We start from the raw sequence: 26038 nt of genomic DNA, 5'->3' as shown, positions 1-26038 counted from the left end.
GGCGGCGATTTCAGTCCTTGGTCTTGCGGCGGGCGCGAGGGTGCGCCTGATCGTAGCTGGCTGCCAGATGCTGGAAGTCCAGCCGGGTGTAGATCTGGGTGGTGGAAATGTTGGCGTGCCCCAGCAGCTCCTGCACGGCTCGCAGGTCCTGCGCGGATTGCAGCAGATGGCTGGCGAAACTATGCCGCAGGCTGTGGGGGTGCACGTGCATCGGCAGGCCGACGCGTTGCGCCAGTGCTTGCAGCTGCAATTGCACGACGCGGGGGCTGATACGCCGGCCCCGGGCGCCTAGGAACAGGGCAGCACGGGTGTCGGCATCAGGTGCGGGAGGCAGCAACTGCCCGCGGACGGCCAGCCAGACCTGTAATGCGTCGATCGCATGCCGCCCCAAGGGCACTGCCCGGGTCTTGCGGCCTTTGCCCTGGACAATGGCTTCGCGTTCGGTCAACTGAATCCAGCTATGCGAGGCATGCCCCGGTTCGCGCAGCGGCTGCCAGTCCAGCCCCACCAGTTCCGACAGGCGCAGTCCGCTGGAATACAGCACTTCGAACATGGCCATGTCGCGCTTTTCAATGGGCGTGTCTGCCGGTGGCAGTTGTGATCGGTCCAGCAGCGCCTGGGCCTGATCGACGGACAGAGCCTTGGGCAAACTGTGAGGGATGCGCGGTGCTCGTACGCCTTGGGCCGGATTGCGGTTCAGCGAGGCGTCTGGCGCCCGCCAGGCGAAGTAGCTGCGCCAGGCTGACAGCGTGCGCGCCAGGCTGCGGGGTTGTTGCCCTTGCGCATGCAGCCGCCCCAGCGCCTGACGGATGTGAATTTCTTCCAGCGTATCCAGGGCCTGGTCCGGAAAGCAGGCTTGCAAGGCCTGCAGATCATGCCGGTAGGCGGTGATGGTGTGCGGCGAATAGCGCTGCTGGGCGCCCAGTTCGGACAGCCAGGATTCGATGCGCGGAGTATCGTCGACAGTCATTGGCAGCCGCCCCTGAGGCTAGGCAGCCTCGGGCGCCGGGGTAACCAGGCGACCCAGTGCGGCGCCCGCCAGGGAAGCGATCACGGTCAGGAAGGCAGTACCCATATCGGCGGTGAAGCGCTGCGGGTCCGCCGACCCCAGGACCAGCAGCCCGATGGGTTGCGCGCCATTGAGCGCGTGCAGCGGCAAGATGGCCAGGGATTCAGGGTTGTTGGCCAGCCAGTCGGCGGCAGCTTGGCCTTTGACGGGGCCGCAGTAAGGCTGCGACATTTCAGCAGCCTCGCGGCGGATGTCTGAGGTCACGTCCTGGGCGAATTCGCTGTCTTCCAGGGGAGGCAGATCCCAGACGCGCAGGGCGACGGCGTCAAGATCAAACTGATCGCCCAGGCTGCGGATGATGTGGGCGGGTATCCGCAGCGCATCCGGTTCGGCCAGCATGCGGGCGCACCATTGCATCAGCGACTGGTTGATGCGTTCATTGCCGCCGGCGTTTTGCAGCAGCTGCATCAGGCGCTGTTCGTATTCCTTGACCCGGGTGCGCAGCGTCAGGATCTGCCGTTCGCCCAGCGAGATGGCGCGCGCCTGGTGCGGGTGCGGCACGCTGAGCGTGGCAAAGATGTCGGCGTGGTCTTCAAAGAACCGGGGGTTCTGGCTCAGGTAGGCTGCGATATCCTGGGCGCTGGGGGCTTCCTGTGTCATGTGGGGGTTCCGTCAACGAGAGGCGACCAGAGCGTCGATATCGACCTGGCCATGAAAAACCGTGATGGCCGGTCCGCGCATGCGCAGCGTCTGGCCATCCCATTCAATATGCAGTGCACCGCCGCGGGTGTCCACCTGCACGGGGCTGTCCAGCAGGCCGCGCCGGATGCCGGCGACGGTCGCCGCGCAGGCGCCTGTGCCGCAGGCCAGGGTTTCACCCGCGCCGCGTTCGTAGACGCGCAGACGGATATGGTGGCGATCCAGGACCTGCATGAAGCCGGCGTTCACGCGCTGGGCGAAGCGGTGGTGGCTTTCGATGGCCGGGCCGATGCGGCTGACCGGGAAGGCCTCGGTATCGTCGACCTGCATCACGGCGTGGGGATTGGAAATCGCCACCAGAGAGCACCAGGCCGGCGTCGATTCGCCCGGCAGGTCCAGGCCGTACAGCGTGTCTGCGCCGCTTGTGCGGGTCTCGAGCCCCGTTGCGTCAAAGGCCAACTGGTCGGGAGTGAATGTCGTTTGGCCCATATCCGCCGAGACCTGTCCGTCGTCTGCTTCGCGCAGCACGATCAGCCCGGTGGCGATTTCCGCCCGCAGGGGGTTGCGCCGCGACAGGCCTTGCTCATGCACGAAACGCACAAAGCAGCGCGCGCCGTTGCCGCAGTGTTCGACTTCGCCGCCGTCGGCGTTGAAGATGCGATAGCGGAAGTCGGCATTGGGGTCCAAGGGGTCTTCGACCAGCAGGATCTGATCGGCGCCGATGCCGAAATGCCGATCCGCCAGCGCGCGCGCGCGTTCGGGCGTCAACTGGATAGGCTGGCGCACGCCGTCCAGCACGACGAAGTCGTTGCCGGCGCCCTGCATTTTGGTGAAGTTCCAGATCATCCGACGATTATCCTGCAAAAAAGGGGGGCAAGCGCCTGGAGGCTGATCCGCGCAGGCCATGGAGAGGAACTCAGTAAAAGCCGGCCTCGCCCTCCGGGCGCGTCTTGAACCGCCGATGCACCCAATAGTACTGGGCGGGGTCGGGGCGGACTTCTGTTTCGATCAGGCGATTCAGGCGGGCTGTGGCGGCTTCGGGCGAGTCGTTGCCGGGGAAATCATCCACCGGCGGGCCGACGATGACCTGATAGCGGCCGGTGTCGGGGTCGAGCCGGCTGATGACAGGCACCACGGCGGCATCCCAGGCGGCAGCGATCTGGGCCGCCGATAGCAGGGTGGCGGCGGGTACGCCGAAAAACGGCACGAAGGCGCTGCCCTGGCGGCCAAAATCCATGTCCGGCAGGTAGTAGACGGGGATGCCTTTGCGCAGATGCCGGATCAGGCCGCGCACGCCGTCGTGGCGGCTGACCAGGTGCACCTGGTTGAAGCGCCCGCGCCCCAGACGCACGATCTCGTCCACATCGGCATCGCTTTGCCGGGTGTAGAGCGTGGCGGACTCCTGCAGAAACAGAGTCAGGCGGGTGGCGGCGGCATCCAGCGCGATGAAGTGCGGGGCGAACATCAGGATGCGTCGTCCCTGATCCAGCAGGGTTTGGAGATGGTGTTCGCCTTGCAGGTCGATGGTGTTCAGGATGTGTTCCGGCGTGCCGAACCAGCACAGTCCCCGGTCGACGAAGGACTGGGCCAGCAGATGGAAGTGGCGCCGGGCCAGGGCTTCGCGTTGCGCCTCGGTCAGGTCCGGGAAGCAATGCGCCAGATTGACCCGGACGATATGGGCGCGGGACTTCAGCAGGTGCGGGACGAGCCGGCCCAGGATGCGGCCCCAGCGCAGCCTGGTCGGGGTCGGGCAGCGGCCGAAATAGCCGAACAGTGCCCGCAGCAAGGGTTTTTTATTGAAAGCCATGGTCGGATTGTAGGAGGATCAGTCCTCGGGGGGCGGCGGCGCGTCATCCGGCTGTTTGTAGCGGTTGTAGCTCCAGAGATATTGTTCCGGAAAGCGCCGGATCAGGGTTTCCATGGCTTGATTGATGGCCAGCGTCAGGGCTTCCGGCGTCTGGGGCAGCGGGTCGGGCAGGCGCAGGTAATGGATGCGCCAGCCGCGTCCCCGGGGCAGGCGTTCGCCGGCGCTCAGGATCACGGCCACCCCGGTTTGCAAGGCCAGGCGGGCGGGCAGGGTGACGGTCAGGGCATAGTCGCCGAAAAAGGGCAGCCACAGGCCATCGCCTTCGCGGGGTACCTGATCGGGCAGCATGCCTACGGCTTCGCCGCGCTTTAACGCGCGGACGAATTCGCGCACACCGTGGCGATTGGTGGGGACGGTGTGCAGGTTGGGCATGCCGCGGGCGGTGGCTATGACGGCATCCAGGACGGGGCTGCGCGACGGCCGGAACATGGCCGTCAGCGGGCCGTGCCGCGTCAGGTGGCGGCCGGCGATTTCAAAGCAGCCCAGGTGCGGGGTCAGGTACAGGACGCCTCGCCCGTCTGCCAAGGCGTCCTGCACCACGGATTCCTGATCGCTATGGGTCAGGGTCAGGCATTGGGACGTGCGCCACCAGATCTTGGGTGTTTCCAGGATCATGGCGCCGGACTCGGCGGCGGCCCGGCGGAAAAAGGCGGGCGAATCAAAACCGGCCCGGCGGGCGTTGGCCTGCAGGCGGCGCCGGTAGCGGCCTGGAAAACAGTAGATCAGCAGGCCGATCAGCCGACCGCCTGCCTGCAGCCAGGACAGCGGCAGGCAAGCCAGCAGACGTACGAAAAACAACAGCATGAGGGGTGAATGTCCCTGTGGGTGAAGCGCCATTTCAGCAGATGAAGGGTATTTTCGCTTAAAATCCCCCTGATCGCTGAGTTAACCCGACAACTTGCGGAGCGATCTCCATGCTGGCGACGGCATGGTTTAAACCGCTAAAGCGTCGCGCCCCGATACATCCAGAGGTGCAACGCGTTTCGTTCAACCTTGCACCGGGCGGTTCCGGTGTTCATACAGGACGTATCGCTGTGGCAAACAACGATTTTCTCTTTACCTCGGAATCCGTTTCCGAAGGCCATCCCGACAAGGTCGCCGACCAGATTTCCGACGCGATTCTCGACGCCTTGCTCGAACAGGACCCCCATTCCCGGGTCGCCGCTGAAACACTGTGCAATACAGGCTTGGTCGTGCTGGCCGGCGAAATCACGTCTCGCGCGAACGTGGATTACATCCAGGTCGCTCGCGATACGATCCGCCGCATCGGCTATGACAATACCGATTACGGCATCGACTACAAGGGCTGCGCGGTACTGGTCGCCTACGACAAGCAGTCCCCCGATATCGCCCAGGGCGTAGATCGCACCCCCGAAGAAATCCTGAACCAGGGTGCGGGCGACCAGGGCCTGATGTTCGGCTACGCCTGCGACGAAACCCCCGATCTGATGCCGGCGCCCATCTGGTATGCGCACCGCATCATGCAGCGCCAGGCCGAATTGCGCAAAGACGGTCGCTTGCCGTGGCTGCGCCCGGATGCCAAGTCCCAGGTCACTTTCCGCTATCTGGACGGCAAACCGGCCGAAGTCGATACCGTCGTGGTATCCACCCAGCATCACCCGGATATTTCCCAGGCGGACATCCATGACGCCGTGATCGAACACATCATCCGCCCGGTGTTTGCCGACGGCCTGCTGACGGACAAGACCAAGTTCCTGATCAACCCCACAGGCAAATTCGTCATCGGCGGCCCGCAAGGCGATTGCGGTCTGACCGGGCGCAAGATCATCGTCGATACCTACGGCGGCGCCTGCCCGCATGGCGGCGGCGCTTTTTCGGGCAAGGACCCGTCAAAGGTCGATCGCTCGGCTGCCTATGCTGCCCGCTACGTGGCGAAAAACATCGTCGCCGCCGGCTTGGCGCGTCAGTGCCAAGTGCAGGTCAGCTATGCCATCGGCGTGGCTGAGCCGATCAACATCACGGTCTACACCGAAGGCACGGGCGTGATCCCCGACGAACAGATCGCCCGCCTGGTGCGCGAACACTTCGACCTGCGTCCCAAGGGCATCATCAATATGCTGGATCTGCTGCGTCCCATCTATGCGAAATCCGCCGCCTATGGCCATTTCGGCCGCAGCGAACCGGAATTCAGCTGGGAAACGACTGACAAGGTCCAGGAACTGAAGTCCGCTGTCTGATCCCGGTCCAGGGCTTTCCCGGAAAGCCCTGGACATCTCTTTTTCGGGCTACGGCTCGAACGCCATTTTCTTCATGAAGGCGCGCAGAATGTGTTCGGCGCGCTCATTGTCGTCTGCCGGGCCGTTTTCCATCCGGTACAGCGCCATGCCGTCGCACAGCGCGACAAAACCCAGCGCCATGTCCTGTGGCGCCATGGATGGCGCCAAGCCTGCCCGTTGCGTGAATATCAAGGCGTAATGCCCTACGGCATCCAGCAAATGCTGCTGGAATCGTTGGAAATGCATGGCGAAATCCGGATCGCGCAGCGCCAGCAGGCGGGCTTCCAGCAGCAGCACCTGCAGCGTGGTATTCCGGTGCAATCGGGCATAGAAATCCAATAGGCGCGCTTCCAGCAGATGCCGAGGCGGCGTGCCGTCCGGATCATCGGCGGCAGGGGTCTCCAGCAAGGTGTGCAGCTCGGCCATGATGGCCTCGTGTTCCTGTTGCAACAGCACCAGGAAAACTTCCGCCTTGGTCTGAAAATTGGAATAAAAAGCGCCACGGCTATAGCCGGCTTCCAGGGCGATCTGTTCCACGCTGGTGGCGTTGAAACCATGCGCGGCGAACAGCGCGTGGGCGGCGGCCAGCAGCCTTTGCCGAGTCTGGGCCTGGCTTTGTTGGCGGGTGAGGCGGATCTTTGGGTTCATGTCCCCAGATTGTAGGGATAAAACTGTTCATTTCGCAGGGATTGAATTCAAATACGATTATGTATTTGAATTCATATCTGTATTCACATAAACTCGTCAGCGGCGTGGCGTTCGGAAGATCGTGTTGCGGGCCGGGCCTTGGTCAGTCGATTGGTGGAATGAACATGAATGATGCCGCTGCATGTCTGTCCCGTGGCCTGGTGGTGTTGGCGTGCTGCGCCGCACTGGCGGCCTGTGGCGCCCGAGAAATACCCGAACCTGCGCCGCGTCCGGCGCCGACCGTGACGGCGCAGCCGGATGCGGACCCGGTGCGCTGGTCCGCACCTGGCGTGCTGGCCGCCGCGCAATCCACGCCGCTGTCTTTCCGGGTGGCGGGCCAGATAGTGCAGCGTCATGCGGGACTGGGTGATACGGTCCGTGCCGGCCAGGTCTTGGCGGAACTGGATCCCACCCCCTGGCGTCAGAATCTGGACGCGGCGCAGGCGCACTATCAGGCGGCGCGAGCCACATTGGACGCCGCGCAGCGGCAGTGGCGGCGGGATCAGGCCCAGGGCCGTGAGCAGCTGATCGCATCAGCCCAGGTCGAGCAGACGCGCGCTCAGTATGCTCAGGCTCAGGCGCAGCTGGAACAGGCGCGACAGGCTCAGGCCCGCGCGCGTGATCAGGTGGCATACGCGCGCCTGGCGTCTCCTCAGGATGGCATCATCACTGCCGAACAGGCCATGGCAGGTCAGAATGTCGGCGCGGGGCAGGCGGTGTATACCTTGGCCTGGGGCGATGGTCTGGATGTCGTCGTGGATGTGCCGGAACGCAGAGTGGCGGCGGTCGAGCCGGGGTTTATGGCGGAAGTCGTGCCGGTGGCCTTGCCCCGGCAGCGGCTGCGGGCGCGTGTCCGCGAGGTCTCCAAAGCGGCGGATCCGGCCAGTCGCAGCTTTCGAGTCAAGCTGCGGGTGCTGGATGCCAATGCGGCTGTGCGACTGGGCATGACGGCCACGGTCTGGTTCCAGGCGCCGCCTGCTGCAGGCCCCCGTTATACGCTGCCGGCGACCGCTTTGTTTCACCAGGGCGAGCAGCCGGCGCTGTGGGTGGCGGATGAGCAGGGTGTGCTGGCGCTGCAGGTCGTCAAGGTGGCGTCTTACGGCGTGGATACCGTGACGATTGCCGAAGGTCTGCAAGCAGGGCAGGTGGTGGTGGTCCAGGGCGTACATATGCTGTCCGCGGGCCAGCGGATCAAAGCGATGCCGTACCGCGCCCGACCGGCCGCGCCCGGACAAGGACGCCTCATGACCCAGGGATCATCGTCAAGCGGACACCGCTTCAATCTGTCGCGTTGGGCGATTCTGCATCGTTCCCTGGTGATCTATCTGATCGTGGTCATGGTGGTGGCCGGCACGCTGGCCGGCCTGCGGCTGGCGCAGTCCGAGGATCCGCCCTTTACCTTTCGCGTCATGGTGATCCAGACCTTGTGGCCTGGCGCAACGGCCGAGCAGGTGCGCGAACAGGTGACCGACCGCATCGAACGCAAGCTGCAGGAAATGCCGCACCGCGACTACACCACCAGCTATTCGCGGCCAGGGCAGTCGACGATTTTCTATTTCATGAGCGAATCGGCGGATGCCCGCCTGGTGCCCCAGGAGTGGTATCAGGTGCGCAAGAAGATCGGCGATATGGCGATGGAATTGCCCGTGGGCGCCATCGGGCCGTTTTTCAACGATGAGTTCGGTGACGTCTATACCAATATCTATGCCTTGGCGGGCGATGGCTATACGCCCGGGCAATTGCGGGAACAGGCCGATATTCTGCGCACCGTGCTGCTGCGTGTGCCCGGGGCGGCAAAAGTCGATTATTTCGGCGATCAGGAAGAACGCATCGAGGTCCGTATTCCCAATGCCGTCATGGCGCAATCCGGCCTGACGCCGGCACGCGTCGGCCAGGCCATCGCCGCTCGCAATGCAGTGGCGGATTCCGGAGTGATGAGTACAGCATCCGATCGGATGTTCGTGCGCCCCAGCGGGCAATTCCACAGCTTGGACGACTTGGCCGACACCCTGGTCCCGCTGGGCGTCCGTGTCGTGCGCTTGGGCGATATTGCCGAGATCCGGCGCAGTTCGATCGATCCGCCGGCCACGCAGATGCGCCACGAGGGGCAAGCGGTGCTGGGGATAGGCGTGACAGCGGCGGACGGCCAGGATGTGGTGGAGCTGGGGCAGGCCTTGCGTCGCACCGTTGCGGATTTACAAGGCCGCCTGCCGGCGGGGTTAAGCCTGCAGGAAGTCGCCAGCATGCCTGACGCTGTGACGGCGTCGGTCGATGAGTTTCTGCGTTCCGTGGGCGAGGCGGTGGCGATCGTGCTGCTGGTCAGCCTGGTGTCGCTGGGCCTGCGCACCGGCATGGTGGTCGTGGTCTCGATCCCGGTGGTCCTGGCGTTGACGGCGCTGGTGATGGATTGGATGGGGATCGGCTTGCACAAGGTCTCTTTGGGGACCTTGATCCTGTCGCTGGGTCTGTTGGTAGACGATGCCATCATCGCCATCGAGATGATGGCCGTGAAGCTGGAACAAGGCTGGGACCGGCTCAGCGCTGCCGCGTTCGCCTATACCAGCACGGCATTTCCCATGCTGACAGGCACGCTGGTGACGGTTGCCGGTTTTCTGCCTATTGCCCTGGCGCAGTCGAACACGGGCGAATATACCCGCTCGATTTTCCAGGTGTCGGCCATTTCTCTGCTGCTGTCCTGGCTGGCGGCGGTGATCCTGGTGCCGCTGCTGGGGTATGCCATCCTGAGGCCGCGCGCGGCGGCTGCATCGTCTGCGACAGCGACGGGGGAGCAGGCCGAGCATGATCCCTATGATTCGCCCTTTTATCGCCGCTTGCGGGGCTGGTTGTACCGTTGCGTGAGCCGGCGCAAGATGATCCTGGGCGCGACCATGCTGCTGTTCCTGCTGGCGATGGCGGGTTTCCGGCTGGTGCCGCAACAATTCTTTCCTGATTCGGCGCGCCCCGAATTGTTGGTGGACCTGCGGCTGCGCGAGAGCGCCTCCTTCGAGGCGACGCTGGCGCAGGTGCAGCGCCTGGAATCCCTGCTGGATGGGCGCGACGGCGTGGCGCGTGCCGTCAGTTTCGTCGGCACCGGCGCACCGCGTTTCTATCTGCCTCTGGATCAGCAATTGCCGGCGCCGAATTTCGCGCAATTGGTGGTGACAGCCACCTCGATTGCGGACCGTGAAGCGCTCAAGCCTTGGTTGGAATCTGTGCTGCAGGCGGAATTTCCTGCGGTGCGAGGGCGCGTCTCGCGGCTGGAATCGGGGCCGCCGGTCGGCTATCCCGTCCAGTTCCGCATCAGCGGTGACGACATTCCCCAGGTGCGTCGGATCGCGGAAGCCGTGGCCGCCATCGTGCGTGCCGACCCTCGCGCCCGCAATGTGCAGTTCGATTGGGACGAGCCTTCTGCGCGACTGTCGCACTTCGAGGTCGATCAGCAGGCTGCGCAGCGCCTGGGCGTCAGTTCGCGGGACGTGGCGGATTTCCTGTCCATGACGCTGTCGGGCCGGGCCGTGTCCCAGTATCGCGAGGGTGATCGCTTGATCCGCATCGATCTGCGCGCGCCAGAATCCGAACGCGGCAATCTGGAAAATATGTCTTTACCCACGCCCCAGGGGCCGGTGCCTTTGGGCGCGGTCGGCCAGATGCGCGACGGCCTGGAACACGCCGTCATCTGGGAGCGTGACCGTCAGCCTACGCTGACCGTGCGCGCCGACACGGCGCCCGGTGTCGGGGGCATCGACCTGACGGCGGCCATCGATGCGCAGCTGGCGGATATACGCGCCGGCCTGCCGGTGGGCTACCGGGTCGAGGTAGGCGGCGCGGTGGAAAACAGCGCCAAGGCCCAGGCATCGATCAGCGTCCAGGTGCCGGTCCTGATCATCACGGTGCTGACCTTGCTGATGATCCAGCTGCAGCGGTTTTCCCTGGTCGTGCTGGTGGTGCTGACTGCCCCGTTAGGGCTGATCGGCGTCGTCCTGGCCTTGCTGCTGTTCGGCAAGCCTTTCGGCTTTGTCGCTTTGCTGGGGGTGATCGCCATGTTCGGCATCATCATGCGAAACTCCGTCATCCTGGTCGACCAGATCGAACAGGACATCGCCGCCGGCCATCGGCGTCTCGATGCCATCGTGGATGCGACCGTGCGGCGCTTTCGTCCGATTGTGCTGACGGCAGCCGCTGCAGTTTTGGCCCTGATCCCCTTGTTGCGCAGCGATTTTTTCGGCCCGATGGCGACAGCGTTGATGGGCGGGATCAGCAGCGCCACGGTGTTGACGGTGTTCGTGCTGCCGGCTTTGTATGCACTGATGTTCCGCGTCCGGAACGAAGAAAGCAGCGTCGCGCTGGTCTCAAGAGACCCTGGGGCGCAAGGAGCGGAACGATGATCAGGCGCCCCATGCGCTGGCTGGTAGTGGGCGCGGGCCTGGCAAGCCTGGCCGGTTGCGCATTCGGGCCGTCCGGCCAGCCGCCGACCATGCCCGAACCGAGCCGGTATGCCGCATCGGTGTCGCCGCCCCGGCAGGGGCCAGCCGCCGGGCCTGAATTGGTGACGGCTCGGGCGCCGATGGCCGCCTGGTGGACCCAGTTCGGCACGCCGGCGCTGGACGCACTGGTGACACAGGCCTGGGCCGCTAATCCGGATCTGGCTGCGGCCACCCATCGCCTGGAGGCCGCGCGTGAGCTCTTGCGCGCTCAGACTGGCGCCACCACGCTGCCATCGCTGGACCTGGGCGGTCAGGCCGTCCGGCAGCGTGCCTTGGGCTTGCCGCAACAGTTGCCGCCGCCACTGCCCAGTCTGCCGCAGACCTCGATCTACGATACCTTTGTCGGCCAAGCCCAGGTGCGCTACACCTTTGACCTGTTCGGTTCAGTCCGGCATCGCAATCGCGCGCTGGCGGACCGGGTCGAGCAGCAGGCCGCCCGGTGGCGCGCTGCCCAGGCGGCCTTGGCGGCTAACGTGGTGTCTGGCGCATTGACCTTGTCTGTGTTGCAGGCCCGGATGCAGGTGTTGGAATCGATCATCGACAGCCTGCGGCAGGATGAAGCGCAGGCCGTGCGCCAGCAGGCATTGGGCGCTGTGGCGCAGACCGCAGCATGGGATGCGCGCCGCCAGGCTGAATCCGTCGCGGCGCAGCTGCCGGCGTTACGCGCCCAGGTGCTGGCGACCCGGCATGCCTTGGCCGTATTGCTGGGGCGTACGCCGGATCAGGCGCCCGTTGCCATCCCGTTCGGACAGCTGCACTTGCCGGCGCGCATCCCGGTTCTGGTGCCGTCCGCGTTACTGGCGTCGCGGGCGGATGTCCAGGCGGCGCAGGCCGCCTTGGAAGCCGCCGCTCAGGATGTGGGAGCGGCGACTGCGGACCTGTTCCCCAGTTTGACGCTGTCCGCCGCCATGGGGCGTGCCGGCTATGACTGGTCTTCTGCGCTGTCGCCCGGCGGCGCCATCTGGAGCGTGGCCGGAGGCCTGACGGCGCCCCTGTTTCACGGCGGCGCCTTGCGTGCGCAGCGCCGCGCCAGTCAGCAGGCGTATGCGGCAGCCGAGGACGACTATCGCAGCACAGTGCTGGCGGCTTTTCGCGAAGTGGCCGATGCGCTGTCGTCGCTGGAGCAGGCGGGCGCAGCGCAGGCCGGGATGGATGCTGCTGAACAGGCCGCGCAGCGCATCGCTGCCGACATGGGCCGTCGTGCCGAATTGGGCGCCATGCCGGCGTCATCGGCGCGGGCGGCGCAGCGCCAGGCGGCGCTGTCGTCACTGGATGCGCTGGATGTGAGAGTGCGGCGTTTGCTGGATGCCGCGCGCTTGTTTCAGGCGATGGGGACAGGGGCGCCGGCAGCGCAGTGATACGTCATGGGCCGTGCACCGGGTTTGAGCGCATGCAGGTTATAATGAGCCCCTTTCCTGAGGGGCGCTGCACCGGCCCTGCCGGCCTGTCAGGCCGACTCAGCAGGCCGCCAGGCTCAGGAACCTTCTTTATGAACGGCGCCCATCGTTGCCCTGCGCGGGCAGGGGTGGGCGGCACCGTTCCCTCCCGCTGCGCAGGCTCTACAGGGATACCCATGAGCACTGCACACGACTACGTCATCGCCGATATCGCCCTGGCTGACTGGGGCCGCCGCGAACTTTCCATTGCTGAAACCGAGATGCCGGGCCTGATGGCCACGCGCGAAGAATTCGCCGCATCCCAGCCCCTGAAGGGCGCCCGTATCGCCGGCAGCCTGCACATGACCATCCAGACGGCGGTGCTGATCGAAACCTTGAAGGCGCTGGGGGCGGAAGTCCGCTGGGCCTCGTGCAACATCTTTTCCACCCAGGACCATGCCGCCGCTGCGATTGCCGCGGGCGGCACGCCGGTGTTCGCCGTCAAGGGCGAATCCCTGGAAGACTACTGGCAGTACACGCATCGCATCTTCGAATGGCCCGGCGAGCAGGCCAACATGATCCTGGACGATGGCGGCGACGCCACGCTGCTGCTGCATCTGGGCGCGCGCGCGGAAACCGACGCCTCCGTCATCGCCAAGCCCGATAACGAAGAAGAACGTGTCCTGTTTGCCGCCATCAAGGCGCAGCTGGCCAAGGACTCCACCTGGTATTCCACCCGTCTGGCGCAGATCCAGGGCGTGACTGAGGAAACCACCACGGGCGTGCACCGCCTGTATCAGATGTCGCAGCGCGGCGAACTGAAGATCCCGGCCATCAACGTCAACGACTCGGTGACGAAGTCGAAATTCGATAATCTGTACGGCTGCCGCGAATCGCTGGTGGACGGCATCAAGCGCGCCACCGACGTCATGATCGCAGGCAAGATCGCCATCGTCTGCGGCTTTGGCGACGTGGGCAAGGGCTGCGCCCAGGCGCTGGCCGCATTGCGCGCCCAGGTCTGGGTGACGGAAGTCGATCCCATCTGCGCCCTGCAGGCGTCCATGGAAGGTTACCGGGTCGTGGATCTGAACGATGCGGACGTCGTGGAACAGGCCGATATGTTCGTGACGGCCACCGGCAACTACCACGTCATTGATCGTGAGCACCTGTATCGCATGAAGGACCAGGCCATCGTCTGCAACATCGGGCACTTTGACAGCGAAATCAATGTGGCCTCGGTTGAAGACCTGCAATGGGAAGAAATCAAGCCCCAGGTCGATCACATCATCTTCCCCGACGGCAAGCGCATCATCCTGCTGGCCAAGGGCCGCCTGGTCAATCTGGGCTGCGCCACGGGTCACCCGTCTTTCGTGATGTCGGCCTCCTTCACCAATCAGACCATTGCGCAGATCGAACTGTTCACGCGCGGCGACCACTACAAGACCGGCCAGGTCTATGTGTTGCCCAAGCACCTGGACGAAAAGGTCGCCCGCCTGCACCTGAAAAAGTTGGGCGTGCAATTGACGACGCTGTCGCAAAAACAGGCCGACTACATCGGCGTGCCGGTCGCCGGCCCGTTCAAGCCCGGTCATTACCGCTATTGATCGCTGCCTGCGCAAAGGCGGATCCGGCTGTGCGCCCGTCAAGGGGCATGGCTGGATGCGCAGCCCCTCATGTATGACTGAAGGAGTGCCATCATGCTGTTGCTCGTCTGGATCTTGAATGCGGTTGCCCTGCTGGTGGTCGCCTATCTGCTGCCCGGTATCACGGTGGCTTCTTTTGGTTCGGCGCTGATCGCCGCCCTGGTGCTGGGCCTGCTGAACACGGTCGTCAAACCCTTGCTGATCCTGCTGACCTTGCCGCTGACCTTTGTCACGCTGGGCTTGTTTCTGCTGGTGCTCAATGCCTTGGTGTTCTGGTGGGCGGGATCGATCCTGAAGGGCTTTCAGGTGGATGGTTTCTGGTGGGCCGTCATCGGCGCCATTGTCTATAGCCTGGTGTCCGGTGCGTTGGCCAGCCTTCTGTTGCAATAAGGATCTCAGGGAATCATGTCAAATCTTGCGCAGCCGGGGGCGCCTGCCCTCAGTCTGGAATACTTTCCCCCTCGCGACATTGCCGCCCAGGAACGGCTGGTGCGGTCCGCCAAACGCTTGGCGGCGTTGAATCCGGCGTATGTCAGCGTGACGTTCGGCGCCGGCGGCTCGACGCGCACCGGTACGGTCGATACCGTGCAGATGCTGCGCAATCTGGGGACCGATGTCGCTCCCCACCTGTCCTGCATCGGGGCGACGCGCGAGGATCTGCGCGCCATTCTGGACGACTATCTGGCTCGGGGGATTCGCCGCTTGGTCGCCCTGCGCGGCGATATGCCGTCGGGCATGGGGGGCGATACGGGCGACCTGCATTACGCCAGTGAACTGGTGCGTTTCGTGCGCGAACAGTATGGCGACGCGTTTCACATCGAAGTCGCTGCCTATCCGGAAATGCACCCTCAGGCGGAAAGCGCACGGCAGGATCTGCTGCATTTCGTCAACAAGGTGCATGCTGGCGCCGATAGCGCCATCACGCAGTATTTCTTCAATCCGGACGCGTATTTCGACTTTGTCGATCAGGTGCGCGCTCACGGGATCGACATCCCCATCACGCCGGGCATCATGCCGGTGACGAATTACACCCAGCTGGCGCGGTTTTCATCCATGTGCGGGGCGGAAATCCCGCGCTGGATGCGCTTGCGCCTGCAGGATTTCGGCGATGACAAGGCGTCGATCCGGGCGTTTGGCATTGATGTCGTGACGCGCTTGACCGCCCGCCTGCTGGAAAACGGCGCTCCAGGGGTGCATTTCTACACTCTGAATCACGCAGATGCCGTGGTGCAGATTTGCGACAACCTGGGCCTGGCGGGGGCTCAGCGTTCAGCAGTCGGGGCTTAAGGGGCAGGAACTGCCCAGCCCTTGTCGGTCAGGATGGCGTCCAGCCGCACATCGTGCGGCGCGGGCGTGTAGGGTTCGCCGCTGAGATCCCCGCAGGCCCAGGCGATGCCGATGGCCGTCAGAGGGTGTCCGGATGCCTGCAGCGCTGCCAGTGTGCGGTCGTAATAACCGCCGCCGTAGCCCAGACGATCACCCTGGCGCGTGAAGCCCAGCGTCGGCACCAGGATCAGGTCCGGCGCAGGGGCGTCTGGGCCCTCGGGTTCCTGGATGCCGTAGGCGCCGGCGCGCATCGGGGCATCCGGCGTCCACAGACGAAACGACAGCGGCTGATCAGGGCCTGTGACCACGGGCAGAGATACCGTCAGTGACGCGTCTTCGGCCCACTGGCGCAGCAGCGCCTGTAAGGCGGGCTCGTCAGCCATGGACCAGAAGGCGGCGATGTGGCGGATGTCGGCGCCGCCGGCGTCGCGCAGCGCGGTGCGTCGGCCAGCCAGCCAGGTATAGAGGCGGCCGCGGATCAGCAAGGCGCCCCGGTCGCGTTCGGATGCGGGCAGGGCCGCGCGGCGTTGTTTCAGTCGCGTCCGCAAGGGGACTGCGTTATCCTGTGCGTTCTGATTCATAAGGCAAGCAGTGGCTGTGAGGTGGCGTGATGTGCGTGGACATTCTAAGGGATCCGGAAGGCTTTGACCGGGTCGGGCATGCCGCCGGTTCGTCTGAACGGCCAGTTGTGCACGGACGCATGCTGGCCTGGGGCTTGGCGGCGGTGCTGGGCCTAAGCGGCTGTGCGTCCGCGCAGGCCCCGACAGCTGCCGAGGTTCAGGCGGGCGAGGCCCCTCAGACAGCGATCGCGGCAAGCGGCGGTACGGATGCCGCGCAGAACGCGGCGCCTGATGCGGCGGCTTCCCCGGCGGCGCCGGTAGTGCGCGCCTATGTGGCCCCGGCAGTGCCGCCGGCTGCCCGGCAGGCGGTCCAGGATGCCTATGATGCGGTGAAAAAGCGCCGCTGGGCGGATCTGGATCGCCTGGTGCCGCTGGCCGCAGCAGATCCGGTGCTGGGTCAGTATCCCCGCTACTGGGCCTTGCAGCGCCGCTTGCAGGATCGCACGACTCCGGTGCCGGAGGCCGACGTGCAACGGTTCCTGAAAGATAATCCCGCCACCTACCTGAACGAACGTATCCGCAGCGACTGGATCCTGGCGTCGGTCCGCGCGGGCGATTATGCCGGCGCCATGCGGATTGCACCGGCGGCCGATCCCTCGTCCTCCGTGCAGTGCGCCTTGCTGCTGGCGCGGCATATGACAGGCAAGCATGCCCGTGCGTCCGAAGTGCTCGATGTATTCAAGCCGAATGCGGACTGCTGGGAACTGCTGGACCAGGCGGCGGCCGATCATGTGCTTAGCCGTAAAGAATGGAACGGCCTGCTGCGCGATACGATGGAAAGCGGCAAGGCAGCCGATATCAACCGCCTGGCCTCGGTGGCGTTCGATGATGCCGCCATGGTGCAGTTCGCCGCCTTGATGAAAGATCCGCGTAAATGGCTGGCGGCCCGCGCCAAGCCCCGCTCGACCACGGATTTCGAACTGACGGCCATCGCCTTGTCCCGGTTGGCGCGCAGCGACGATAGGGCCGAGGCCGCGCAGTATATCCAGGCGCAGTGGGCAGCGGTCATGCCCAAGGCCGATCTGCAATGGGTCTGGGGGCAGTTCGGCCTGGTCGCCGCTCTGAATGTGGATGCCGATGCCGCCCGCTGGTATCGTCAATCCGGCTTTGTGTCCATGACCGATTACAACCATGCCTGGGAAGTCCGCGCCGAATTGCGGGCCTCTCCCATACAGTGGGATCGGGTGGCGGCGACGATCCGCAAGATGTCGGGTCCACAGGCCGACGAGCCGGTCTGGCGCTATTGGTATGGCCGGGCGCTGGCCGCCCAGGGCAATGCGTCCGCCGCCCGCCAGTATTTCCAGTCGATCGAGAACGATCTGGGGTTTTATGGGCAGCTGGCTGCCGAAGAGCTGGGCGGCAAGCCGCGCTTGCCCGCCACTCCGGCGCCGCTGGATCCCGCCTGGACGGCTCAGGCCGGCGCCAACCCCGGCCTAAGGCGTGCGGTGGCCCTGTTTGATCTGGGCTGGCGTCGTGAAGCCGTACCCGAATGGAATTTCGCCCTGCGCGGCATGAGCGACGCGCAATTGCGCGGCGCGGCGGAATTCGCGCTTTCCGAGCATATCTACGACCGGGTGGTGAATACGTCCTTGCAGACCCGGCAGGTGGTGGATTTCAGCCAGCGTTTCATCGCGCCCTTCGAGGGGCGGGTAGCAGAAAAGGCGCGTCAGATCGATCTGGATCCGGCCTGGGTCTATGGCCTGATCCGCCAGGAATCACGTTTCATCACGGATGCAAAATCCTGGGTCGGCGCGTCGGGACTGATGCAGCTGATGCCATCGACCGCCAAATATGTGGCGCGCAAGATCGGACTGAAGGATTTCACGCTCAGTCAGGTCAATGATTTCGATACCAATACGGTCCTGGGCACCAGCTACATGAATATGGTGCTGCAGGGGCTGGATGGATCGCAGTTGCTGGCCACTGCCGGCTACAACGCGGGTCCTGGCCGGCCGAAGCGCTGGCGTTCCCTGTTGCAGGCCCCTGTCGAAGGCGCGATTTTCGCCGAGACCATCCCCTTTACCGAAACGCGCCTGTACGTGAAAAACGTCATGTCCAATACCGTCTGGTATGCCATGCTGTTTTCCGGTCAGCCGGATTCCCTGAAGGCGCGGCTGGGCACGGTCAGCCCTCTGGACGGCACGCGGACGGCGCAGCCGTGAGATCAACCGAAGGCGCAGCGGATGAGGCTGGCCAGACAGCACGCCGGGACGCCACGGGACGAGACCTTGCTGCGGACCCAGCCTTGAAAGGCTTGGATGTCTACATCGTGGGCGGTGCGGTGCGCGATGCGCTGCTGGGCCTGCCCGCCGGGGATCGCGACTGGGTGGTGGTGGGCGCCACCCCTGAAATCATGGCGGCACGGGGCTTTACCCCGGTCGGCGGGGATTTCCCTGTTTTTCTGCACCCGCAGACGCATGAGGAATACGCCCTGGCCCGCACCGAGCGGAAGTCGGGGCGGGGGTATCACGGCTTCGTCTTCCATGCGGGACAGGATGTCACCCTGGAAGACGATCTGCGTCGCCGCGATCTGACAGTCAATGCCATCGCCCGGGCGCCGGATGGCGCCTTGATCGACCCCCTGGGGGGCGTAGCCGACGTACAGGCGCGTGTCTTGCGCCATGTAGGGCCGGCCTTTGTCGAGGACCCTGTCCGGCTGCTGCGCCTGGCCCGCTTTGCCGCGCGGTTCCACGGCTTTGCCATTGCGCCGGAAACGCTGGATCTATGCCGTGCGCTGGTGCGCGATGGCGAGGTCGATGCCCTGGTGCCGGAACGTGTCTGGCAGGAATTCGCCAAGGGCCTGATGACGGCTCATCCCTGGCGGATGCTGGACGTGCTGGCGGCCTGTGATGCCTTGGCGCGTGTGGCCCCGGGTCTGGTGTGGAATGCCGACGTCGCCGCCGGTCTGACGTGCAGCGCAGCCCGGGGTTTGTCGCTTTCCCAGCGGTACGCCTTGTTGTGCCGCGCCTCGGCGCCAGGACTGCAGGACACGCTGCGGGCGCCATCGGCCTGCCGGGATCTGGCCCGCCTGCTGCCGGGCATGCTGGATCGCTTGGCCGGGCTGGCGGACGATCCGGCCGCCTGTCTGGATGTGCTGGAATCCTGTGATGCGCTGCGCCGCCCGGACCGGTGTCTGGAGCTGCTGGCTGCAGCCGCCTGCGTCGTGGAAGGCATCGATCATGGCTTGTGGATGCGCCGTCTGGCATCCGTCCGAGCGGTAGATGCCGGCGCCATCGCGCGTGCTGCCGGCGGAGACGTGGCGCGGATCCGCGATGATCTGCGCACGGCGCGGTTGCAGGCCTTATCCGCACTGAGCTGAGCCGCCATGCCCGAACCATCCCTTTTGCCTGCGGGTGCGGATCAACCCGTGCTGGTGTTCGATTCCGGCATCGGCGGCCTGACAGTGCTGCGCGAGGCGCGCGTGCTGATTCCCGAGCGGCGTTTCGTCTATGTGGCCGATGATGCCGGATTCCCCTATGGCGGATGGGCAGAGGACGTGCTGCGGGATCATATCGTGATGCTGTTTGGCAAGCTGCTGCGGGCTTACCAGCCTGCGCTGTGCGTGGTGGCTTGCAATACCGCGTTTACCGTGGCAGGCGCCGCTTTGCGGACTGTTTACCCGGATACGGTGTTTGTCGGCACAGTGCCGGCCATCAAGCCGGCGGCGGAGCGCACCCGTTCAGGGCTGGTCTCGGTGCTGGCTACGCCGGGCACCGTGCAGCGCGACTATACCCGGCGGCTGATCCAGTCGTTTGCCTCCCGATGCCAGGTCCGCCTGGTGGGCTCGGCGCGCCTGGCGCAGATGGCCGAGGCCTATATCCGGGGGCTGCCCGTGCCGGACGAGGATATCCGGACGGAAATCGCCGCATGTTTTGTGGAAGACGGCGCCGCCCGCACCGACATCGTCGTGCTGGGCTGCACGCATTATCCTTTTTTGAGCAATGTGTTCCGGCGCCTGGCCCCTTGGCCGGTGGATTGGCTGGATCCGGCCGAGGCCATTGCCCGCCATGCCCGCAGCCTGCTGCCCCTGGCGGACCATGCCTTGCATCCCGATGCGGCCGATAGCGCAGTGTTGACCGGGGGCGAGCCGGATTTTGCCACGCGGCGGCTGATGAATAGTTTCGGGTTGGCGGTGGCGGACTAGCCGCCAGCCTACAGCCGATCCCGGCGGTCGCCGCGCGTGAAGCCCAGCAGCGGGCCGTCCACGCCGCGCCCGACGGCCAGCACTTTGAACAGCTCTCCCATTTCGGCTTCCGATAGCAGGGTGTTTAATGCTGTCATCTGCTGCGCCCGTTCTGCGGCGTGTTCACCGGGGGCATGGATCAGGTCCATCAATCCGGCATTCATCAGGAACCGCGCTTGCGACGTGTAGCCCAGCACGTCCAGGCCGCCGTCCAGCGCGGCATCGGCCATGGCGGTGAAATCCACATGGGCGGTGATGTCCTGCAGGCCGGGCAGGATCAGGGCCTGGTCGTGTGCGTGATGGCGGAAATGACACATCAGGGTGCCGTGCAGCCGCTGCGGATGGTAGTACTCGGCCTGGGGAAAGCCGTAATCGATCAGCAGTGCGGCCCCGCAGTGCAACCAGCGTCCCAGATCGCGGATCCAGGCCTCGGCCTGCAGATTGATTTCTGATCGATAGCCGGGCAGCGGCGGCATGCGGGCGGCGATCAGGGCCGCCGTGTCCGGGGTTGCCGCGTGCGCCGTCCAGGTGAACGGGACGATGGCCTGCGGGTCTGGATCATGCGCGACGCCCAGCACGTCCAGGCTGCCGTGATCATTCCAACGAAACAGAGTCGCCGGCATGGCGTCCAGCACTTCGTTGGCCAGCACGCAGCCATCGAAGGCGGCTGGCAAGGTGTCCAGCCACTGCACCTGATCCCCCCAAGGCGCCAGCCGCGCCTGCTGTCTGGCGCGTAGATCGGCGGAGACCTCCAGAATCCTGTAGTCGACCGTGATGCCCTGTGCCTGCAGGGCTGGCATCAGGGCGGCGGCCAGAGCGCCGGACCCCGCGCCGAATTCCAGTACGGTGCGGCTGTCGCTGGCGGTCAGGATTTGCGCGACCTGAGGGGCCAAGGCCTGGCCGAACAGAGGGCTGGTTTCCGGCGCCGTGGTGAAATCCCCGTCCTGGTGGAACTTGGCGCTGCCGGCGCTGTAGTAGCCCAGGCCGGGTTCGTACAAGGCAGCCTGCATCCAGGCGTCAAAGGGCAGCCAACCGCCTGCCGCACGGATTTTTTCGCTGAGCATGGTCTGCACCTGCGCGCTATGGCGACGGGCCACGGCATCGGGTTCGGGCAGGTTGGCGGGAATTTGGACGGTAGGCAGTTCAGTCATGGGGCGAAGCATAGCAGCAGGATGTGGGGTTTGCGCAGGGCGTCAATCCGGAGAGCCAGGTCGGTTTTCGGGTGCGTGGATGGATGCTTTTCAAATAAATCGCCCCGAGGACTCTATGCAAGTGCTCGGGGCGGGCGGGCGACGGTCCTGCTAGGACCGTGTGCCTTGGGGGCTATCGGGACTTAGGCGAAGCGCGGGCGCTGCGCGGGCTTCTTGTCCTGGTCCTGGCGGGCCTGACGTTTGAACGCGGGCTTGGCGCCAGCCTTGTCGGAGTACGGGCCGCGTTTGGCGTGGTCGGCACGAGCATCCGGGCGACGGGAGTGGGCTGCCGGGGAGGCATCAGATCCGTTCCGGTCCGACGGGCGGGCCGCATGGCTGCGAGCCGGACGTGCGGGACGCGTATCATCGCCGGCTTGCGGACGGTCACGGTGCCAAGGTTTGGCGGCGCCGGCGTAGGCGGTCGTGTCGCGATCCTTGCTCCAGGGCTTGCGAGCGCCGTGGCTGGATTCGCCCGTCGTGGCCTCGCCACGCGGTTGCCAAGGTTTGCGGGCGCCATGGCCGCTGGAGCCGGCGGAGGCCTCATCCCGGTCCTGCTGCCAGGGCTTGCGGCCCTGATAGCCGCCGCCGGGCTTGCCGCTGCGCGGTCGATTCTGGTTCGGGCGATCCTTCCAGGTCGGGCGGACCGCCTGACGCGGCTCCAGCCCCGGAATAGTTTCCATGGGGATGGACTGGCCGATGAATTGTTCGATGCGGCGGATCTTGTGGCGCTCGGCGGTCACGGCCAGGGTGATGGCCTGGCCATCGCGGCCGGCGCGGCCCGTGCGACCGATACGGTGCACGTAGTCTTCGGCCTGCATGGGCAGGTCGTAGTTCACTGCGTGAGTGATGGTCTGCACGTCGATGCCGCGGGCGGCGACGTCGGTGGCGACCAGCACGCGCACTCGGCCGTTTTGCAGCAGGCCCAGAGTGCGGGTGCGCTGGCGCTGGTTCATGTCGCCATGCAGTGCGGCCGCGGCGAAGCCTTCTTCCGACAGGTGGTCGGCCAGGTCGTCGGCGCCGCGCTTGGTAGCCGTGAATACGATGGCTTGATCCAGCGTGGTATCACGCAGCAGGTGGTCCAGCAGGCGCAGTTTGTGCGCCCGGTCATCGGCGTACAGCAGATGCTGGGTGATGTTGCTGTGCTTTTGCTGCGGGGAAGTGATTTCGATGCGGTGCGGTTCGTGCATCAGATTGGCGGCCAGTTTGGCTACCGTGCCGTCCAGCGTGGCGGAAAACAGCAGGGTCTGGCGATCATTCGGCGTCGCACCGACGATCGTTTCGATGTCCTCGATGAAGCCCATGTCCAGCATGCGATCGGCTTCGTCCAGGATCAGCGTCTGCACGGTGGACAGGTTCACACGCCGGGCTTGCAGGTGGTCGATCAAGCGGCCTGGGGTCGCGACCAGCACATCCACGCGCTTGGACAGGGATTTGATCTGGGCGCCGTAGGGCATGCCGCCGACCACAGTGGCCACGCGCAGGCCGTCCAGTTGTTTGCCATAGGCGCGGGTGGCGTCAGCCACCTGCATGGCCAGTTCACGGGTGGGCGTCAGCACCAGCACCTGCACGCCGCGCCCGCCGGGGCCGGTGCGGTGGCTGAGGTGTTGCAGCGAGGGGAGCATGAAGGCGGCGGTCTTGCCGCTGCCGGTTTGCGAAGACACCATCAGGTCGTGACCGGCCAGCGCCTTGGGAATGGCGGCGGACTGCACGGAGGTGGGGGTAGCGATGCCCTGTTCCTGAAGAGCGGACACGAGCTTAGGGCCGAGCCCCAGAGAGTCGAAAGACATGAGTTCCTTGGCCCGCAAAGGCGGGCGATGTGCTGCGGGGCGCCAGAGATGGCCCCGTCGGGTTGCTGCTGTGGATGTCTGCCACAGAGATCAGTCGCATGTGCCGACCGGGTCAACCCAAAATAGCGCATCGATATCGTGTTCCGTGCGCCGATCCCTATGGGATGAAACGCAAACTGCTGGAACACCCGGCGCAAGCCAAGGTCAGGAGGTCAGAAAACAAGCAATCCAGCACTATAGCATAGGTAGTAACCCTTAACCAGGAATTGAGATCGAAGGATCGAATTTACTGCGGGCTGTGGCGAAAAAGCTGCGGACGTTGCGGATCCGGACGTCGCCCGTCAGGCGGCGCAGCGCCAGATCCTGATAGGCGGCCATGTCGGCCACCTGAGCCACCAGCACGAAATCGGGGCCGCTGCTGACGCGATAGCATTGCTGGATGGCGGCTTCGCTGATGAAGCCGGCCTCGACGGCATCCAGCTGCGCAGCCGCCTGGGCATCCAGCGAGACTTCGATGATGACGGTCAACGGCGCTCCCAGGCGTGTTGGGTCCAGCAGGGCGGCCTGGCGCAGGATCAAGCCGGATTGCAGCAGCTTGCGCATGCGGCGCAGGCAGGTCGGGGGCGATGCGTGTACACGCGCCGCCAGATCCAGATTGCTTAAGGAACAGTCCTGCTGCAACTGATCAAGGATGCGGCGATCCAGGTCGTCAAGCGTGAGGGCGGCGGCGGCATCGGTCATGACAGATCCTCTGAGATATGAAATTATATTTCATTACTCTGGTGTGATGAAATATTAATTCATATCTAATAGAAAATAGAAATCAAATTTCTTTGTGGCCAGGACACAATAGCGGCTGAGTGGGGCGGGAGCGAGCCAGCGTGGCCGGTTCGCGTCGCCCCGTGATCTGCATTCAGGAGCATCCTTATGTGTGGCATCGTCGGCGCCGTTGCGCGTCACAATATCGTTCCCATCCTGCTGGAAGGCCTGCGTCGGCTGGAATATCGCGGCTATGATTCGTGCGGCGTGGCCGTGCATACCGGCACCAGCCTGCAACGGGTGCGCAGCACCCAGCGGGTGGCGGAACTGGCAGCCCAGGTGACCCAGGATCACGTGCAAGGGCTGACCGGCATTGCGCATACCCGCTGGGCGACGCACGGAGCGCCCCTGACGCATAATGCCCACCCGCATTTCTCCGGCCCGGAAAACGGAGCGCCACGTATTGCGCTGGTACACAACGGCATCATCGAAAATCACGACGCACTACGGGCGGAATTGCAGGCGGCGGGCTATACCTTTCATAGCCAGACTGATACGGAAGTGATTGCCCACTTGGTCGATCATCTGTACGACGGCGATCTGTTCGCTGCTGTCCAACAGGCGGTGCGGCGGTTGGACGGCGCTTATGCCATCGCCGTCTTCTGCGCTCAGGAACCTCACCGTGTGGTCGGGGCCCGTCAGGGTTCGCCCCTGGTCGTGGGCTGCAGCGAACAAGGCAACTACCTGGCGTCGGATGCCTTGGCGTTGGCGGGGACGACCGATCAGATCGTGTATCTGGAAGACGGCGACGTGGTGGACCTGCAGTTGTCGCGCGTCTGGATCAGCGATGCGCAAGGGCAGCCGGTGGATCGGCCCGTGCATACCGTCCAGGTGCACACCGGAGAGGCCGAGCTGGGCCCTTACCGTCATTTCATGCAAAAGGAAATCTTCGAGCAGCCGCGCGCGGTGGGCGATACCCTGCAGGGGATCGATGCCATCATGCCCGAGCTGTTCGGCGATGGCGCCCACGGGGTATTCAAAGCGGTCGACCGGGTGCTGATTCTGGCCTGCGGCACCAGCTATTACGCGGGTTTGACGGCGCGATACTGGATCGAATCCATCGCCGGCATTCCGGTCAACGTCGAAATCGCCAGCGAATACCGCTATCGCACCAGCGTGCCGGACCCGCGCACCCTGGTCGTGACCATTTCACAGTCGGGCGAAACCGCCGATACGCTGGCCGCGCTGAAGCACGCCCGCCGCCTGGGGATGGAACACACCCTGACCATTTGCAATGCGGCCACCAGCGCCATGGTGCGGGAATGCAAGCTGGCCTTCATCACCCGCGCCGGGGTGGAAATCGGCGTCGCGTCCACCAAGGCCTTCACCACCCAGCTGACAGCGCTGTATCTGCTGACGCTGACGCTGGCGCAGGCCCATGGCCGCCTGGACGACGCTGCCGAGCAGCAGGCTGTCAAATCCCTGCGTCACTTGCCGGCCGCCATTTCCGCCGTGTTGGCCTTGGAACCGCAGATCATCGCCTGGGCTGAACGTTTTGCCAGCAAGGAAAATGCCTTGTTCCTGGGGCGTGGCATGCACTATCCGATTGCACTGGAAGGCGCGCTGAAACTGAAGGAAATCAGCTACATCCACGCCGAGGCCTATCCCGCCGGAGAACTGAAGCACGGCCCGCTGGCCCTGGTGACGGACGCCATGCCGGTGGTCACGGTCGCGCCGCACGATGAACTGCTGGAAAAACTGAAATCCAATATGCAGGAAGTGCGCGCGCGCGGCGGCGAACTCTATGTATTCGCCGATGCCGATTCGCAGATCGTGGGCGCAGCAGGCATGCACGTCATCCGCATGCCCGAACACTACGGCAAGCTGTCGCCCATCCTGCACACCGTGCCGCTGCAGCTGCTGGCGTATCACACGGCCTGCGCACGGGGGACGGATGTGGACAAGCCGCGCAATCTGGCGAAGAGCGTGACGGTGGAATAAGCACGCCTCAGCCTGAGCGCCATGCCGCCGCTTCTTCGGCTGGGTGGCAGGGTTTCGTTTCTGAATCTCAAGCATTGACGGGAGCTGGTTGCGCACCAGCTCTGTTTGTCTGCGCCGCACCTGTGGCGTTGCAATCTGGTCTCCCCCTCCCCTTAATGCTTGATGACGGC

Annotated in this window: 20 protein-coding genes, 1 pseudogene and 1 riboswitch; of the genes and pseudogenes, 11 read left to right on the top strand and 10 right to left on the bottom strand. The window is 64.9% G+C overall.

What is annotated here, in order from left to right; genetic code table 11:
* Nucleotides 1-10: 10 nt before the first annotated feature.
* The 5 genes from xerC to VDP79_RS11830 are packed head-to-tail and all read right to left on the bottom strand — an operon-like array spanning nt 11 to nt 4412.
* Nucleotides 11-970, bottom strand: coding sequence for a tyrosine recombinase XerC (xerC, locus tag VDP79_RS11850; protein ID WP_323018402.1), 960 nt, complete (start codon nt 968-970; stop codon nt 11-13).
* An 18-nt stretch (nt 971-988) separates the two neighbouring features.
* A complete protein-coding gene (locus VDP79_RS11845) occupies nt 989-1669 on the bottom strand; it encodes a DUF484 family protein (RefSeq protein WP_323018401.1) in 681 nt (226 codons plus the stop codon).
* 12 nt (nt 1670-1681) lie between these two features.
* Nucleotides 1682-2572, bottom strand: a complete 891-nt coding sequence (dapF, locus tag VDP79_RS11840; RefSeq protein WP_323018400.1) for a diaminopimelate epimerase — start codon at nt 2570-2572, stop codon at nt 1682-1684.
* Between the two features lie 52 nt (nt 2573-2624).
* Entirely contained in the window at nt 2625-3515 is an 891-nt protein-coding gene (locus VDP79_RS11835; RefSeq protein ID WP_323018399.1) for a lysophospholipid acyltransferase family protein, read from the bottom strand.
* Between the two features lie 18 nt (nt 3516-3533).
* Entirely contained in the window at nt 3534-4412 is an 879-nt protein-coding gene (locus VDP79_RS11830) for a lysophospholipid acyltransferase family protein (protein ID WP_323018398.1), read from the bottom strand.
* 197 nt (nt 4413-4609) lie between these two features.
* Between VDP79_RS11830 and metK the strand changes: the two genes are divergently transcribed.
* A complete protein-coding gene (metK, locus tag VDP79_RS11825; protein ID WP_323018397.1) occupies nt 4610-5773 on the top strand; it encodes a methionine adenosyltransferase in 1164 nt (387 codons plus the stop codon).
* Between the two features lie 48 nt (nt 5774-5821).
* Here the strand turns inward: metK and VDP79_RS11820 are convergent, their stop codons facing one another.
* Entirely contained in the window at nt 5822-6460 is a 639-nt protein-coding gene (locus VDP79_RS11820; protein WP_323018396.1) for a TetR/AcrR family transcriptional regulator, read from the bottom strand.
* 59 nt (nt 6461-6519) lie between these two features.
* Here VDP79_RS11820 and VDP79_RS11815 point away from each other — a divergent pair.
* From VDP79_RS11815 to metF, 6 genes and pseudogenes are all read left to right on the top strand, one after another.
* Nucleotides 6520-7686, top strand: a pseudogene (locus tag VDP79_RS11815) (efflux RND transporter periplasmic adaptor subunit); the annotation flags it as partial.
* A 57-nt stretch (nt 7687-7743) separates the two neighbouring features.
* Nucleotides 7744-10884 carry an efflux RND transporter permease subunit gene (locus VDP79_RS11810; protein ID WP_323018945.1) on the top strand — a complete coding sequence of 1047 codons (3141 nt, stop codon included), beginning with the start codon at nt 7744-7746 and terminating at the stop codon, nt 10882-10884.
* The gene (locus VDP79_RS11805) at nt 10881-12341 is read left to right on the top strand and encodes an efflux transporter outer membrane subunit (protein ID WP_323018395.1); all 1461 of its coding nucleotides are present in this window, start codon (nt 10881-10883) and stop codon (nt 12339-12341) included. The genes VDP79_RS11810 and VDP79_RS11805 overlap by 4 nt, the downstream gene beginning before the upstream one ends.
* A gap of 53 nt (nt 12342-12394) precedes the next feature.
* Nucleotides 12395-12492: riboswitch (S-adenosyl-L-homocysteine riboswitch) on the top strand.
* Nucleotides 12493-12556: 64 nt separating this feature from the next.
* Nucleotides 12557-13963, top strand: coding sequence for an adenosylhomocysteinase (gene ahcY / locus VDP79_RS11800; RefSeq protein ID WP_323018394.1), 1407 nt, complete (start codon nt 12557-12559; stop codon nt 13961-13963).
* A gap of 90 nt (nt 13964-14053) precedes the next feature.
* Nucleotides 14054-14392 (top strand): phage holin family protein, encoded by a 339-nt coding sequence (locus VDP79_RS11795; RefSeq protein WP_323018944.1) that lies wholly within the window; start codon nt 14054-14056, stop codon nt 14390-14392.
* A 15-nt stretch (nt 14393-14407) separates the two neighbouring features.
* A complete protein-coding gene (gene metF / locus VDP79_RS11790; RefSeq protein WP_323018393.1) occupies nt 14408-15289 on the top strand; it encodes a methylenetetrahydrofolate reductase [NAD(P)H] in 882 nt (293 codons plus the stop codon).
* On the opposite strand, the gene VDP79_RS11785 is transcribed toward metF, so the two are convergent.
* Nucleotides 15286-15909, bottom strand: a complete 624-nt coding sequence (locus tag VDP79_RS11785; RefSeq protein WP_416233104.1) for a 5-formyltetrahydrofolate cyclo-ligase — start codon at nt 15907-15909, stop codon at nt 15286-15288. The two genes, metF and VDP79_RS11785, sit on opposite strands and share 4 nt — an antisense overlap.
* 119 nt (nt 15910-16028) lie before the next feature.
* On the opposite strand from VDP79_RS11785, the gene VDP79_RS11780 reads away from it, so the two are divergent.
* From VDP79_RS11780 to murI, 3 genes are all read left to right on the top strand, one after another.
* The gene (locus VDP79_RS11780) at nt 16029-18110 is read left to right on the top strand and encodes a transglycosylase SLT domain-containing protein (RefSeq protein ID WP_416233129.1); all 2082 of its coding nucleotides are present in this window, start codon (nt 16029-16031) and stop codon (nt 18108-18110) included.
* Nucleotides 18111-18193: 83 nt separating this feature from the next.
* Complete coding sequence (locus VDP79_RS11775; protein WP_323018390.1) at nt 18194-19267, top strand: CCA tRNA nucleotidyltransferase; 1074 nt, start codon at nt 18194-18196, stop codon at nt 19265-19267.
* 6 nt (nt 19268-19273) lie between these two features.
* Entirely contained in the window at nt 19274-20092 is an 819-nt protein-coding gene (gene murI, locus VDP79_RS11770; RefSeq protein ID WP_323018389.1) for a glutamate racemase, read from the top strand.
* Nucleotides 20093-20100: 8 nt separating this feature from the next.
* Here murI and VDP79_RS11765 read toward each other — a convergent pair whose 3' ends face one another.
* The 3 genes from VDP79_RS11765 to VDP79_RS11755 form a co-directional block, all read right to left on the bottom strand.
* Entirely contained in the window at nt 20101-21282 is a 1182-nt protein-coding gene (locus VDP79_RS11765) for a class I SAM-dependent methyltransferase (protein WP_323018388.1), read from the bottom strand.
* Nucleotides 21283-21464: 182 nt separating this feature from the next.
* On the bottom strand, nt 21465-23108 hold the full coding sequence (locus VDP79_RS11760; protein ID WP_323018387.1) for a DEAD/DEAH box helicase: 1644 nt from the start codon (nt 23106-23108) through the stop codon (nt 21465-21467).
* A 255-nt stretch (nt 23109-23363) separates the two neighbouring features.
* Nucleotides 23364-23849: an Lrp/AsnC family transcriptional regulator gene (locus VDP79_RS11755; protein ID WP_323018386.1), complete on the bottom strand. Its 486-nt coding sequence runs from the start codon at nt 23847-23849 to the stop codon at nt 23364-23366.
* 186 nt (nt 23850-24035) lie between these two features.
* Between VDP79_RS11755 and glmS the strand changes: the two genes are divergently transcribed.
* Entirely contained in the window at nt 24036-25868 is a 1833-nt protein-coding gene (gene glmS / locus VDP79_RS11750) for a glutamine--fructose-6-phosphate transaminase (isomerizing) (protein ID WP_323018385.1), read from the top strand.
* Nucleotides 25869-26038 lie beyond the last annotated feature (170 nt).

It is taken from the genome of Castellaniella sp. (assembly GCF_034675905.1).
Taxonomy (GTDB): domain Bacteria; phylum Pseudomonadota; class Gammaproteobacteria; order Burkholderiales; family Burkholderiaceae_B; genus Castellaniella.
This window is presented reverse-complemented; position numbering and strand designations above follow the sequence as displayed.

What these genes read in the sequence shown, in the direction of transcription:
- xerC (WP_323018402.1), bottom strand. Translation starts at nt 970, where the DNA reads ATGACTGTCGACGATACTCCGCGCATCGAATCCTGGCTGTCCGAACTG.
- VDP79_RS11845 (WP_323018401.1), bottom strand. Translation starts at nt 1,669, where the DNA reads ATGACACAGGAAGCCCCCAGCGCCCAGGATATCGCAGCCTACCTGAGC.
- VDP79_RS11835 (WP_323018399.1), bottom strand. Translation starts at nt 3,515, where the DNA reads ATGGCTTTCAATAAAAAACCCTTGCTGCGGGCACTGTTCGGCTATTTC.
- VDP79_RS11830 (WP_323018398.1), bottom strand. Translation starts at nt 4,412, where the DNA reads ATGGCGCTTCACCCACAGGGACATTCACCCCTCATGCTGTTGTTTTTC.
- VDP79_RS11820 (WP_323018396.1), bottom strand. Translation starts at nt 6,460, where the DNA reads ATGAACCCAAAGATCCGCCTCACCCGCCAACAAAGCCAGGCCCAGACT.
- VDP79_RS11810 (WP_323018945.1), top strand. Translation starts at nt 7,744, where the DNA reads ATGACCCAGGGATCATCGTCAAGCGGACACCGCTTCAATCTGTCGCGT.
- VDP79_RS11805 (WP_323018395.1), top strand. Translation starts at nt 10,881, where the DNA reads ATGATCAGGCGCCCCATGCGCTGGCTGGTAGTGGGCGCGGGCCTGGCA.
- ahcY (WP_323018394.1), top strand. Translation starts at nt 12,557, where the DNA reads ATGAGCACTGCACACGACTACGTCATCGCCGATATCGCCCTGGCTGAC.
- metF (WP_323018393.1), top strand. Translation starts at nt 14,408, where the DNA reads ATGTCAAATCTTGCGCAGCCGGGGGCGCCTGCCCTCAGTCTGGAATAC.
- VDP79_RS11785 (WP_416233104.1), bottom strand. Translation starts at nt 15,909, where the DNA reads ATGAATCAGAACGCACAGGATAACGCAGTCCCCTTGCGGACGCGACTG.
- VDP79_RS11780 (WP_416233129.1), top strand. Translation starts at nt 16,029, where the DNA reads ATGCTGGCCTGGGGCTTGGCGGCGGTGCTGGGCCTAAGCGGCTGTGCG.
- murI (WP_323018389.1), top strand. Translation starts at nt 19,274, where the DNA reads ATGCCCGAACCATCCCTTTTGCCTGCGGGTGCGGATCAACCCGTGCTG.
- VDP79_RS11765 (WP_323018388.1), bottom strand. Translation starts at nt 21,282, where the DNA reads ATGACTGAACTGCCTACCGTCCAAATTCCCGCCAACCTGCCCGAACCC.
- VDP79_RS11760 (WP_323018387.1), bottom strand. Translation starts at nt 23,108, where the DNA reads ATGTCTTTCGACTCTCTGGGGCTCGGCCCTAAGCTCGTGTCCGCTCTT.
- VDP79_RS11755 (WP_323018386.1), bottom strand. Translation starts at nt 23,849, where the DNA reads ATGACCGATGCCGCCGCCGCCCTCACGCTTGACGACCTGGATCGCCGC.
- glmS (WP_323018385.1), top strand. Translation starts at nt 24,036, where the DNA reads ATGTGTGGCATCGTCGGCGCCGTTGCGCGTCACAATATCGTTCCCATC.